The sequence below is a fragment of the Polaromonas sp. YR568 genome, from assembly GCF_943369415.1.
Taxonomy (GTDB): Bacteria; Pseudomonadota; Gammaproteobacteria; order Burkholderiales; family Burkholderiaceae_C; genus Polaromonas.
Genome location: NZ_CALRNF020000036.1, coordinates 1 through 12,229 on the forward strand (window position 1 = coordinate 1; position 12,229 = coordinate 12,229).

The window sequence follows — 12,229 nt, forward strand, 5'->3', positions numbered from 1 at the left end:
AGCACCCTAACCATACAAGCGAAGCGCAGCGTAGCGAGTTTAGCCAGACCCCGGCTGGACCGAGCACCGCAGGTTGCCCGTAGCGAAGCGGAGGGACGCAGGAGCCAGGGTCGCCTTTTCTTTTGCTTACTTTTCTTTGGCGAAGCAAAGAAAAGTGAGTTGCCGCCGGGCAACCCCGGCCAGCAGGATCAAGCAGCGGGCGCGCAGCCGGAGCAAGATCCGGCCCAAAAAACTTACCTGAGCACTGCCAGGGCAAACGGCAAACTGACAACCCCCAGCATGGTCGACAAAGTCACCAAGCCAGCAACATAGCCCCCGTTGTACCCCATGCGAGCAGCCAGCACATAAGCACTCGAGGCCGTCGGCAAGGCAGAGAACGCCAGCAGAATCGTGGTCTGCACCGGCGACAGGTTGAAGGCCCTGGACAGGCCAATCGCCACGATGGGCAGCAGCAGGTGGCGTATCGAGAGCACGGCCACTGTGAGCGTCCTGGATTGCGCCAGATGGGCGAACTGCATGCCGGCGCCGGCCGACATCAGGCCCAGGGCCAGGGAGGCGGCGCCTATGCGGTTCACCGTGGGCTCCAGCCAGAAGGGCATGCTGAAGCCCAGCAGGTTGGCGACGAGGCCGGTGGCGGTGGCCACGATCAGCGGGTTGCGCACGAGCTCGCCCATGAAGCCGCGCTGCGCATGCCTGGCCATGGGCCACACCGCGGCGACGTTGAAGAGCGGCACGCAGACGCCGATCAGCACCGCGATCAGCTGCAGGCCCTGGGCGCCGGCCAGGCGGTCTGCCAGGGCCAGGGCGATGAAGGAGTTGAAACGAAAGGCCACCTGCGCGGCGGCGGCGTGTTCGCGGGCGTCGATGTGGCGGCGCAGCCAGGGCAGGTGCGGCAGGCTGTAGGCCATGGCGATGCCCGCCACGCCCATCAACAGGCCCGCGCCTATCAGGCTGGAGGCGGCGCCCAGGTCCAGCGGGGTTCTCACGATGGAGTGGAACAGCAGCACCGGAAACAAAAAGTAATAAACCAGGCTCTCCACCTTCTCCCAGACCGTGCGGTTGAGGGCGGTGTAGCGGCACACCAGGTAGCCGCAAACGATGAGGGAAAAGTCGGGGAAAAGAAGCTGGGCGTAGTTCACCGGCCCAAGAATAACCGCAATCCCTTCGGGTTTGCCCTTATGCGTAATCCACAACTGGCGGGAACGCTTCTTGCGATTACCATTTCAGCTGTTATTACCGGAAGGACCTGAACATGCAACGTCGTTATCTCTTTGCTTACTCCGTGGTGTCCGCGCTTGCGCTGGGCGCCGCCGCAGGCCCTGCGCTCGCGCAGGGCTACCCCAACAAGGTGATCAAGCTGCAGGTGCCTTTCGCGCCCGGCGGCACCACCGACATCGTGGCCCGCGTGATCGCCGAGCCGCTGGGCAAGGCCCTGGGCCAGAGCGTTATCGTCGAGAACAAGGCCGGCGGCGGCGGCGTGGTCGGCGCGCTGGAAATCGCGCGCACCGTTCCCGACGGCTATACGCTGGGCGTGGCGACGGTGTCGACCACCGCGGCCAACCCGGCCATCAACCCCAAGATCCCGTACAACACGCTGACGGACTTCACGCCCATCACCAATATCGCGGCCACGCCCAACATCATCGCGGTGCACCCGAGCTTTCCGGCGCGCAACTACAAGGAGTTCGTGGCCGAGCTCAAGAAGAACCCCGGCAAGTATTCCTATTCGTCCTCGGGCACGGGCGGCATCGGCCACCTGCAGATGGAGCTTTTCAAGAGCATGTCGGGCACCTTTGTGACCCACATCCCCTACCGCGGCGCGGGCCCGGCCCTGAACGACACGGTGGCCGGCCAGGTCCCGATGATTTTCGACAACCTGCCTTCCGCGCTGCCCTTCATCCAGCAAAAGCGCCTGATCCCCATCGTGGTGGCCGCGCCGCAGCGCCTGGCCGTGCTGCCGGACATCCCGACCTTCAAGGAAGTCGGCCTGGAGCCGGTGAACCGCATGGCCTACTACGGCGTCATCGGCCCCAAGGGCCTGCCGAAGGAAGTGGTCGACAAGGTCAGCGCCGGCGTGAAGAAGTCGCTGGAAGACCCGGCCGTGCGCAAGCGCATCGAAGACACCGGCTCCATCATCATCGGCAACACGCCCGAGCAGTTTACGGAGCAGATCAAGGCCGAATACGCGGTCTACAAAAAAGTCGTGGACACGGCCAAGCTCAAGCTTGACTGAGCTCCACCGGGTTTAAGCCCCCAAGCCGCCGCGCAAGGAATTGCGCGGCGGCTTTTTTTGTTATGGTTGGCCCATGCAAGCCCACAGCCAGTCCAGTATCGACGCGTTCATAGACGCCCTGTGGCTGGAGGACGGCCTGTCGAAAAACACGCTGGCGGCTTACCGCCGGGATCTCTCGCTGTTCGCCGGCTGGCTGGGCTCGGCCGAGCAGGGCGGGCGGGCGCTGGACGCCACGGCCGAAACCGACCTCAACAGCTACTTTTCGGCCCGGCATGCCGCGACCAAGGCGACCTCGGCCAACCGCCGGCTCACGGTGTTCAAGCGCTACTTCCGCTGGGCGTTGCGCGAGCGCCTGATAGAGGCGGACCCGACGCTCAAGCTGCAGTCGGCCAAACAGGCGCTGCGCGTTCCCAAGACGATGAGCGAAGCCCAGGTCGAAACGCTGCTGGCCGCGCCCGACGAGGGCACGCCGCTGGGCCTGCGCGACCGCGCCATGCTGGAGCTGCTGTACGCCAGCGGCCTGCGCGTGAGCGAACTGGTGGGCCTGAAAACCTTTCACCTGAGCCTCAATGAGGGCGTGCTGCGTGTCATGGGCAAGGGCAGCAAGGAGCGCCTCGTGCCTTTCGGCCAGGTGGCGCGGGAGTGGATCGTGAGCTACCTGGCCGAGGCGCGGCCCGCCATCCTGGGCGGGCAGCAGACCGACGACCTGTTCGTCACCGGCCACGGCAAGGGCATGAGCCGCGTGATGTTCTGGATGCTGGTCAAGAAGTACGCGCGAATCGGCGGCATCCATTCACCGCTGTCACCCCACACGCTGCGCCATGCCTTCGCCACGCACCTGCTGAACCACGGCGCCGACCTGCGCGCGGTGCAGATGCTGCTGGGCCACGCCGACATTTCCACCACCACGATTTACACCCACGTGGCGCGAGAGCGGCTGAAAGCGCTGCATGCGCAGCACCACCCGAGGGGCTAGAAAATTTCCCCCACACTTCACCTTTGGAACGTTTTATGTCCGGACTGATTCGACGGCGCAGCGCGGCCGCGCTGCTTGTACTTTTATCGCCCGTAGGCGCGGCCCTGGCCCAGCCGGCCGCGTGGCCGGCTCGCCCGGTTCGCATTGTGGTGGCCTATCCGCCCGGCGGCATCAGCGACAGCGTGGCGCGCGCGCTGGCCGAGAAGCTGGCTACCCAGCTGGGCACGCCGGTGGTGGTGGACAACCGCGGCGGCGCGGGCGGCAGCATAGGCATGGATGCGGTCGCCAAAGCCGCGCCCGACGGCTACACCTTCGGGTTTTCGTCCATCAGCCCGCTGGCGCTGAACCCGCACCTGGGCAAGCAGGCCTACGACCCGGCCCGGGACATCGCCCCTGTCGCCAGCGTGATGTATTCGCCCGTCGTGCTGCTGGCCACGCCCGCCTTTGTCGGCAGGGACTTCAAGGACCTGCTGGCCGCGGCCAAAGCCAAACCAGGCAGCCTGCGCTGGTCGACATCAGGGCTGGCCACCGTTGGGCATCTTGTGCTTGAGCAGGTCGGCCACGGCGCAAAAGTGGAATTCACCCACGTGCCCTACAAAGGCGGCGGCCAGCAACTCACCGACGCGCTGGGCGGGCAGGTGGAGCTGATTTCGACCAACCTCAGCGGCACCGTGATGCAGCACATCCAGTCGGGCAAGCTTCGGCCGCTGGCGGTCGGCGCGCCGGCCCGGGTGGAGACCCTGCCGCAGGTTCCGACCTTTGCCGAACTGGGACTGGCGTCCGCCAATCTCACGTCGCTGTTTGGCGTGTTCGCACCGGCCAAAATACCGCCGGAGGTGCTGCTGCGGCTTAATACCGAGATCAACCAGGCTTTGCGCGCGCCCGAGTTGCGCAAGAAGCTGCTGGATGCCGACAACGTGCCCACCGGCGGCAGCGCGGCGGACTTCGCCCGTCAGATCGCGACCGAGTCGGCCAACAACGCCCGCATCGTGAAAGCCGCGAACATCAAGGCCGAGTGATGCACGGCCGCGGCGCGTTCAGGGTGCGTTGCCGCCTTCGCTGTACATATATGTTCTGTTGAAGGGATAGCCGGACTGGGCGCCGGCCACCGCGGTGTTGTGCACGTCGCCGGAGGGCTTGGCGGCCAGCATCTGATGCAGCGAGATCCAGCCTTGCTCAAAACTCATGGCGCTGCCGGCCAGGTAAAGGCGGTAGGCGCGCAGGGTTTTCTCGGCGCGCTCGGCGCCGCCGTCGCGGGCCAGCACTTCGCGCGCCTCGTCCAGCCTGGCTTCCAGCGAATCCGACCAGTTCCACAGCGTGCGCGCATAGTGCGGCCGCAGGTTTTCGGTGTCCACCATCTCCAGGCCGGCGCGCGACATGTGCTCCAGCACCGCGCTGACGTGCATCAGCTCGCCGCCGGGGAAGATGTATTTTTCGATGAAATCACCCATGCCGGCGCCGAGCTGGCGGTTTTCCAGGCCGCCGGCCGTGATGCCATGGTTCATGACCAGCCCGCCGGGGGCCAGCAGGCGCATGATTTTCTGGAAGTAGCCCGTCATCTTCGCGTGGCCCACGTGCTCGAACATGCCGACGGAGGAGATCTTGTCGAAGGACTGGTCTTCCGGCATGTCGCGGTAGTCGCGCAGTTCCATGCGCACGCGACCGCCCAGGCCTTTTTCCGCGATCAGCCGCTGCACGTGCGCGTGCTGGTTTTTCGACAGGGTGATGCCCGTGGCATCGACGCCGTAGTGCTCGGCCGCCCACATCAGCAGCCCGCCCCAGCCGGCGCCTATGTCCAGGAAGCGCTCGCCGGGCTTGAGCATGAGCTTGCGGCAGATGTGGTCGAGCTTGGCTTCCTGCGCCTGGGCCAGCGACATGGCCTCATCGCGGTAGTAGGCGCAGGAATACACGCGCCGCGGGTCCAGCCACAGCGCGTAAAAGGCGTCGGAGACGTCGTAGTGGAACTGGATCTGCGCCGCGTCCCGCGCATGGGTGTGGGCCGCCAGGGACTTGGCATGGTGCAGCAGGCTGGACCACCAGCCGGTGTCGCTTTGCACCGGGTTGCCGGGCAGCAGCTTGGTCACCGCGCGCATCACGTCGCGCATGGCGCCTTCGAGCTGGAGCTTGCCTTCGACGTAGTCTTCAGCCAGCGCGCCTATCTGGCCGGCCTTGAGGCGGGCGATGCTGGACCAGTGGGAAAACGCGAGCTTGACGGGTGCGTTGGCCGAGCCCAGACGCTGGCCTTGCGGCAGCTGCAGGGCAATGTCCGCGGGCAGGCGCGGCATTTGCGAAGGGATGTCTGGAACCAGGTGCCGGATCATGCGCAACTCCTATTTCAAGAGTTTTGCAGTCTAGCGCCGATCGAAAATCCTTGCCGCCATCCATTTGTAGGAATTTCCCGCAATTTGAGGCTAGGCGGGCCCCAGGAGCGCCAGTTCCTCCTCGTCAAGCCCCGCCCGGTGTCAGGCGTCAAGTTCAGCGGGCGCTTGAGCCGGGGCGCGTCTTGCTGCCTGGCCAGCAGCGCATTCGTCCGGGATGTCTACGGCCTGGGCTCGTCCATATTGGGGAGGCGGCGACCACGCTGTCCACCTAGAATCGCCTGCAGGGGAGCTGGGCCCGTTTTGTCGGGTTGAGCGAAACTCAAAATGAAAAAATCTTTTAATAACAAGCACTTGGCTGGATTTTCAGCGGCCAGGTTACACCGTCGGCGCGATGTTGTTCCGCCGACCGTGCGGAATACATAGCATTGGGCGTCATAACGTGGCCTACACACTTCAAGCTGTTGTCGCAAAGTCCGAGGCCTTTTCCTTGCCGTTGCCTCAGGGGCTTAGGGTCATTCGCCTTCGTGGCGGGATAGACATGCTGCCTCTCAGCGCCCAGGCGCTCAAGATTCATGGCATATCTTTCTGTCCGCTAACCGACGAAGGAGAAGAGGAGCTACCGCAAACGCTTGTGAAGCTTTGCGAACGGTTGAGCAAACAATGCGTGCTTGCCTACATCGAGGCTGAGTTCTTCAGCGGCGCGGGCGCTCAAGCGCATGCTCTCTTCTCGGAAGGCAAAGCAATCGGCCGGCCAGTCGTGTCTGACAGCGCCATCAACCACGCACTTCGCTACCTTGGCGTGGCTAAAGAGGATGCCCACGACGAGTTCGAGTCAGCAGGCCTGGGGAAACACCGCGATACAAACGAATGGGTTGCATGAAGATGTCGCCCAGCACGGCAGTCAAACGGACCTGCAAAAAGCCGCGCAGGCCGCTCACTTCCCCCGTAGAACGCATCATGAAAATATCGACGCTGCTGTCGCTGGTCATGGTCGTCTGCCCGGCATTTGCCCAAGGCTCTCCTGATTGCGCCGCGCAACTTGGCGAGCCTCAGTTTTCCAGCGAACAAAAGTACCTTGTGCAACGGCTTTTGAGCATTGAGCCTCCGCCGGCCAATTCCCCACTCGTTGCCAGGTTTTGGACCCATTGGCCAGTCATTCAGGGCGCAGATAAGGAAGGCCAGATCCGTTGCTGGCGATCAGCCGTTAACGTGCTCGCGAATCTCCAACGTAGTTTTTGGTCTGACGTGACCAATGCGTATCGGAATGGCGATGGATCAATGAGCGTTGAATTGACTACAAACATAACGCGTTTGGCCGACCTTCCCGCTGCAGCGAAAGCCTTGTTGTCGGTACCCGAGGCGTCCGCATATAAGACTCACGCGTCCGAATTTCTGGTTGGGGTTGCCGCACGAAAAGAAGTGGTCTGGATGGGCACAAAAATCCCGCCTCATGTCCTCGACTCATACTTGGATACCGGGAATTGGACGCGGGTGGAGCAGTTTTTTGTGCAGGGCATTGCAGCCCAATGAGTCCGGCAATGCTCTCCGGCTGCGCGTAACGCCTCTCGTGCTGGCGTCAACTTAACTCTTGTCTCAATGGCTTGCCGTTTCGGCCCCCTTCAGCGCGTCAATTTCTTCAGTGCTGAACCCCGCCCGGCGGCGCGCATCCAGGTTCAGCGGGCCCTTGAGGCGGGGCGCCTCGTACTGGCGGGCCAGTAGCGCATAAGTCGTGACCGGCTCCAGCCCGCGCTGGATGCACAGTTCGCGGTACCAGTGGTTGCCGATGGCCACGTGACCGATCTCGTCGGCCAGGATGATGTCCAGGATGTCCACGGCGCGCAGCGCGTGGGGCGTGCCGACTTTGCGCAGCTTGGCCTGCATGGGCGGGGTGGCGTCCAGGCCGCGGGCTTCCAGGGTGCGGGGCACCAGGGCCATGCGGGCCAGCAGGTCGCCCTCTGTCTTGCGGGTCATGTCCCAGAGCCCGGTGTGGGCCGGGAAGTCGCCGTAGTCGTAACCCATGGCCTGCAGCTGGGTGCGCAGCAGGCTGAAGTGGTGCGCCTCCTCGGCGGCGACCTTGAGCCAGTCGAGGTAGTAGGCGCGCGGCATGCCGGGAAAGCGCCAGACCGCGTCCAGGGCCAGGTTGATGGCGTTGAACTCGATGTGGGTCACGGCGTGGAGCAGGGCGGCCAGGCCTTCGGGCGTGAAGGGGGAGCGCTTGGGCACGTCCAAGTGGGAGCGCAGCTCGGGCCGTTCGGGGCAGCCGGGGAGGCCGGCGGGGGCCTGGAGTTCGAGCCGGGCGGCGATGGCCAGGGTGTCCGCCTGGGCCATGGCCTCTTGGGCAAGGCGGACTTTTTGCGCGGGATCGGCCTCCAGCAGCGCCGCCAGCGCCAGCTGGCGCAGTTCGGCGGGGGGATGCGCTGTGCTCATGGGGGAATTGTCGGTGATATGCCTCGGGGAGACAGCGGGCGGGGGGCTCCTTACAATCGGGGCATGCGGGCCGGCTTCACGCCGGCCTCCCTCCCGGACCCCGCTCCCCCCCACCGAATAAACGAAATCCATGGCCCTCTACCAGCTGGACAATCTCACCCCCACCGTTCACGAATCCGCATGGGTGGCCGACAGCGCCCAGGTCCTGGGCAATGTGCACCTGGCCGAGGACAGCAGCGTCTGGTTTGGCGTGGTGATACGCGGCGACACCGACACGATTTCCGTGGGGCGCGGCACCAACATCCAGGACAACAGCGTGCTGCACGCCGACAGGGGCATGCCGCTCACGATCGGCGACAACGTCACGGTCGGCCACCAGGTCATGCTGCACGGCTGCACCATAGGCGAGGGTTCGCTGATCGGCATCCAGGCGGTGGTGCTCAACGGCGCGAAAATCGGCAAGAACTGCCTGGTGGGTGCCGGCTCGCTGGTCACCGAAGGCAAGGAGTTCCCGGACGGCTCCATGATTCTGGGCAGCCCCGCCAAAGCGGTCCGGCAGCTCTCCCCCGAGCAGATAGAGGGTTTAAAAATGAGCGCGAAGCACTATGTAGACAATGCCCGGCGTTACAAGACCGGGTTCAAGAAAATCGCCTGAGCCCCCAGAATGACCAAAACTATCCAATACACACAGAGCGCTAACACCAGCGTTCTTATTCCAGCAGGGGCCGCGGAACCGGCTTCGCCGGGCCGCAGGCGCAGCGGCCCCCTCGGGGGGCAGCGCAGTACACGAAGTGACAAGCGTGGGGGCTCAATCAGTGTCTGAACTTCATAAATTTATCTTTGACGGCCTCCCTGTGCGCGGCATGCTGGTCCGCCTGACCGGCTCCTGGCAGGAAATCCTCAAACGCCGGCAGGCCGCCGGCGGCTATCCTGCGGAAGTCATGGAGTTGCTGGGGGAAATGACGGCCGCCGGCGCCTTGATGCAGAGCAACATCAAGTTCAACGGCGCGCTGATTTTGCAGATCTTCGGCGACGGCCCGGTCAAGCTGGCCGTGGCGGAAGTGCAGCCCGACCTGACCCTGCGCGCCACCGCCACGGTGACCGGCACGGTGGACCCGGGCAGTTCGCTGAGCCAGCTGGTCAACGTGCACAACCAGGGGCGTTGCGCGATCACCCTGGACCCGAAAGACAAGCTGCCGGGGCAGCAGGCCTACCAGGGCGTGGTGCCGCTGTTCGGCGACCAGCGCGAGAAAATCGAAAACCTCGCGGAAGTGCTGGAGCACTACATGCTGCAAAGCGAGCAGCTGGACACCAAGCTGATCCTGGCGGCCGACGGCAACGTTGCCGCGGGCTTGCTGATCCAGCGCCTGCCGGTCAAGGGCCAGGGCAACCTCGAAGGCCAGATGGACCGCGACGCCAACGAAGACCAGATCGGCGTGAACGAAGACTACAAACGCATCGCCATGCTGGCCGGCACGCTCAAGCGCGAAGAGCTGCTGGGCCTGGATGCCGACACCATTTTGCGGCGCCTGTTCTGGGAAGAGCAGGTCACGCGCTTTGAGCCGGCGACGCCGGCCTTTGCCTGCAGCTGTTCGCGCGAGCGCGTGGGCAGCATGCTGCGCAGCCTGGGCACCGACGAGATCGAAAGCATCATTGCCGAGCGCGGCAAGGTGGGCGTGGGCTGCGAGTTTTGCGGTGCGCAGTACGACTTCGACCCGGTGGATGCGGCGCAGCTGTTCACCAGCCAGACCAACCAGCAGCCACCCACGTCCACGGTCCAGTAAGGCTCAGGGTGCGGCGGGGCTGGCGCGTTGCGCCAGCAGGTCGCTGAGCAGGCGGTGTTCGCAGACAGGGTCGCTGCATTTGTCGCAGACCCATACCCAGAGCTTGCTCCTGCCGGCCGGCTGCTGATCCCGCAGGGGCAGTCCCGGTTGCAGGCGTTCCACGGCACCCAGTGCCTGGGCAAGGCGCTGCGGGGCGCTTCCATACAGGACGCAGTAAGCCATGCCGGTGACGGCCAGGGCTGAGCGGATCGCGTGGTCTGCGGCCAGATGGGCCTGTTCCGCCGACTCCAGACCGCATAGCAGCACCAGGTCGTAGCCGGCTGGGACAGCCGAAAATGTGGATGGGTCCGCCACAAGTACGCAAGCACTCCGGCCCGCGCCTTTCAGGGCGAGGTCCAGCGCGGATACCAGCTGGTGTTTCCCGGTGGACGGGGCGCCAGTGACGGCGATGTTCAGCACGGGAAGTGATCCAGCCAGGCCGCGGGCACGCACAGCCTACTTGGTGACCTGGACGAAGATTTCGTTGGGCTTGACCATGCCCAGCTCGCTGCGGGCCTTTTCCTCGACCATTTCCAGGCCTTCCTTCAAGTCCCTGACTTCCGCCGTGAGCTGGTCGTTGGCGACCTGGGCCTGGGCGTTTTTGGCGAGCTGCTCCGTTAGCCGGTGCTGCATCTCGCGCACGCTGGGAATGCTGCCCCGGCCTATCCAGAGTTGCGCATGGAATATCACCAGCAACGCAACCAGGACGGCGGGGACGAGTCTTTTGCCCACGTGCGGCCGCGGCGCTTAGCGGAGGTTGTAGAAGGCCGCGCGGCCCGGGTAGGACGCGACGTCACCCAGGTCTTCTTCGATGCGCAGCAGCTGGTTGTACTTGGCCATGCGGTCCGAGCGCGAGAGCGATCCCGTCTTGATCTGGCCGGCGTTGGTGCCCACGGCGATGTCGGCGATCGTGGTGTCTTCGGTTTCGCCCGAGCGGTGGCTGATCACGGCGGTGTAGCCGGCGCGTTTGGCCATCTCGATGGCGGCGAAGGTTTCCGTCAGGGTGCCGATCTGGTTGATCTTGATCAGGATGGAGTTGGCGATCTGCTTGTCGATGCCTTCCTTGAGGATCTTGGTGTTGGTGACGAACAGGTCGTCGCCGACCAGTTGCACCTTTTTGCCGAGCCGTTCGGTGAGGATTTTCCAGCCGTCCCAGTCGCCTTCGGCCATGCCGTCCTCGATGCTGATGATGGGGTATTTGTCGACCCAGGTCGCCAGGATGTTGGTCCATTCGGTGGCGTCCAGGCTAAGGCCTTCGGCGCCCAGCACGTATTTGCCGTCCTTGTAGAACTCCGACGCGGCGCAATCGAGGCCCAGGGCGATCTGCTCGCCGGCGACGTAGCCGGCGGCATCGATGGCTTCCAGGATCATCTGGATGGCCGCTTCGTGGTTGGTCACGTTGGGGGCAAAGCCGCCTTCGTCGCCCACCGCCACGCTCATGCCCTTGTCGTGCAGGATTTTCTTGAGCGCATGGAAGACTTCGGCGCCGTAACGCACGGCTTCGCGAAAGCTCGGTGCGCCCACGGGGATGATCATCAGTTCCTGCAGGTCCAGGTTGTTGTTGGCGTGCGCACCGCCGTTGACCACGTTCATCATGGGCACCGGCATCTGCATGGCGGCGCTGCCGCCGAAGTAGCGGTACAGGGGCAGGCCGGCTTCTTCCGCCGCAGCGCGGGCCACGGCCATGCTGACGGCCAGCATGGCGTTGGCGCCCAGGCGCGATTTGTTGTCGGTGCCGTCCAGGTCGATCAGCGTGCGGTCCAGGAAGGCCTGTTCGCTGGCGTCCAGGCCGAGAACGGCCTCGGAAATTTCAGTGTTGATGTGCTCGACGGCCTTGAGCACGCCCTTGCCGAGGTAGCGCGACTTGTCGCCGTCGCGCAACTCGATGGCTTCGCGCGAACCGGTGGAGGCGCCCGAAGGGACGGCCGCGCGGCCCATGACGCCGGACTCCAGCAGCACGTCGCATTCGACGGTAGGGTTGCCACGGCTGTCGAGAATTTCGCGGCCGACGATATCAACAATTGCGCTCATTGGGGCTCTTTCAAATCAGGAAATAAAAACTGAAACCAAAACCAAAACTGAAAAACAAAAACGTTTACACGCCTTCGACCAGCACCATGCGCATCACGGCGATGCCCTGGCGAGACTGGCGGGCTGCTTCGTATTCGGCCGACTCATTGAAGGCGCGGGCCTGCTCCATGCTGGGGAACTTCAGCACCACGATGCGGCCGGGCGTCCAGTCGCCTTCCAGCACCTCGATCTTGCCGCCACGCACACACACTTCGGCGCCGTGCGCCTGCATGGCAATGCTAGACAGTTTTTTGTACTGCTCGTATTGTTCGGGGTTCGTAACCGTCACGTTGGCGATGATGTAGGCACTGGGCACGTCGGGCTCCGTTCTTTTTTTGGTGGGCGGGGGCTTGCCCCGGCGTCAAATTCAATCAATCCG

General features: G+C 64.3%; 14 protein-coding genes. 7 read left to right on the forward strand and 7 right to left on the reverse strand.

Annotated elements, in window-relative coordinates; genetic code table 11:
• Positions 1-233: 233 nt before the first annotated feature.
• Positions 234-1,139 (reverse strand): AEC family transporter, encoded by a 906-nt coding sequence (locus ACLV74_RS20180; protein ID WP_411881201.1) that lies wholly within the window; start codon positions 1,137-1,139, stop codon positions 234-236.
• 113 nt (positions 1,140-1,252) lie between these two features.
• On the opposite strand from ACLV74_RS20180, the gene ACLV74_RS20185 reads away from it, so the two are divergent.
• The 3 genes from ACLV74_RS20185 to ACLV74_RS20195 all read left to right on the forward strand — a co-directional run bounded on the left by ACLV74_RS20185 (position 1,253) and on the right by ACLV74_RS20195 (position 4,228).
• Positions 1,253-2,233 (forward strand): tripartite tricarboxylate transporter substrate binding protein BugE, encoded by a 981-nt coding sequence (locus ACLV74_RS20185; protein WP_411881202.1) that lies wholly within the window; start codon positions 1,253-1,255, stop codon positions 2,231-2,233.
• Between the two features lie 73 nt (positions 2,234-2,306).
• Complete coding sequence (gene xerD, locus ACLV74_RS20190) at positions 2,307-3,209, forward strand: site-specific tyrosine recombinase XerD (protein WP_411881203.1); 903 nt, start codon at positions 2,307-2,309, stop codon at positions 3,207-3,209.
• 35 nt (positions 3,210-3,244) lie between these two features.
• Positions 3,245-4,228: a Bug family tripartite tricarboxylate transporter substrate binding protein gene (locus tag ACLV74_RS20195; RefSeq protein WP_411881204.1), complete on the forward strand. Its 984-nt coding sequence runs from the start codon at positions 3,245-3,247 to the stop codon at positions 4,226-4,228.
• Positions 4,229-4,246: 18 nt separating this feature from the next.
• Here the strand turns inward: ACLV74_RS20195 and ACLV74_RS20200 are convergent, their stop codons facing one another.
• Positions 4,247-5,530: a class I SAM-dependent methyltransferase gene (locus tag ACLV74_RS20200; RefSeq protein WP_411881205.1), complete on the reverse strand. Its 1,284-nt coding sequence runs from the start codon at positions 5,528-5,530 to the stop codon at positions 4,247-4,249.
• A gap of 439 nt (positions 5,531-5,969) precedes the next feature.
• Here ACLV74_RS20200 and ACLV74_RS20205 point away from each other — a divergent pair, with 439 nt between their 5' ends.
• Both ACLV74_RS20205 and ACLV74_RS20210 read left to right on the forward strand, forming a co-directional pair.
• Positions 5,970-6,410 carry a hypothetical protein gene (locus ACLV74_RS20205; RefSeq protein ID WP_411881206.1) on the forward strand — a complete coding sequence of 147 codons (441 nt, stop codon included), beginning with the start codon at positions 5,970-5,972 and terminating at the stop codon, positions 6,408-6,410.
• Between the two features lie 77 nt (positions 6,411-6,487).
• On the forward strand, positions 6,488-7,060 hold the full coding sequence (locus tag ACLV74_RS20210; RefSeq protein ID WP_411881207.1) for a hypothetical protein: 573 nt from the start codon (positions 6,488-6,490) through the stop codon (positions 7,058-7,060).
• Positions 7,061-7,123: 63 nt separating this feature from the next.
• On the opposite strand, the gene ACLV74_RS20215 is transcribed toward ACLV74_RS20210, so the two are convergent.
• Complete coding sequence (locus ACLV74_RS20215; RefSeq protein WP_411881208.1) at positions 7,124-7,957, reverse strand: ferritin-like domain-containing protein; 834 nt, start codon at positions 7,955-7,957, stop codon at positions 7,124-7,126.
• Positions 7,958-8,087: 130 nt separating this feature from the next.
• On the opposite strand from ACLV74_RS20215, the gene ACLV74_RS20220 reads away from it, so the two are divergent.
• Positions 8,088-8,612 (forward strand): gamma carbonic anhydrase family protein, encoded by a 525-nt coding sequence (locus tag ACLV74_RS20220; protein WP_411881209.1) that lies wholly within the window; start codon positions 8,088-8,090, stop codon positions 8,610-8,612.
• 160 nt (positions 8,613-8,772) lie between these two features.
• Positions 8,773-9,741 (forward strand): Hsp33 family molecular chaperone HslO, encoded by a 969-nt coding sequence (locus tag ACLV74_RS20225; RefSeq protein WP_411881259.1) that lies wholly within the window; start codon positions 8,773-8,775, stop codon positions 9,739-9,741.
• A gap of 3 nt (positions 9,742-9,744) precedes the next feature.
• Here ACLV74_RS20225 and ACLV74_RS20230 read toward each other — a convergent pair whose 3' ends face one another.
• The 4 genes from ACLV74_RS20230 to ACLV74_RS20245 form a co-directional block, all read right to left on the reverse strand.
• Positions 9,745-10,200, reverse strand: a complete 456-nt coding sequence (locus tag ACLV74_RS20230) for a hypothetical protein (RefSeq protein ID WP_411881210.1) — start codon at positions 10,198-10,200, stop codon at positions 9,745-9,747.
• A gap of 36 nt (positions 10,201-10,236) precedes the next feature.
• Complete coding sequence (locus ACLV74_RS20235; RefSeq protein WP_411881211.1) at positions 10,237-10,512, reverse strand: septum formation initiator family protein; 276 nt, start codon at positions 10,510-10,512, stop codon at positions 10,237-10,239.
• Between the two features lie 15 nt (positions 10,513-10,527).
• Complete coding sequence (gene eno, locus ACLV74_RS20240) at positions 10,528-11,811, reverse strand: phosphopyruvate hydratase (RefSeq protein WP_411881212.1); 1,284 nt, start codon at positions 11,809-11,811, stop codon at positions 10,528-10,530.
• 64 nt (positions 11,812-11,875) lie between these two features.
• A complete protein-coding gene (locus ACLV74_RS20245) occupies positions 11,876-12,166 on the reverse strand; it encodes a DUF1330 domain-containing protein (RefSeq protein WP_411881213.1) in 291 nt (96 codons plus the stop codon).
• Between the last annotated feature and the right edge of the window lie 63 nt (positions 12,167-12,229).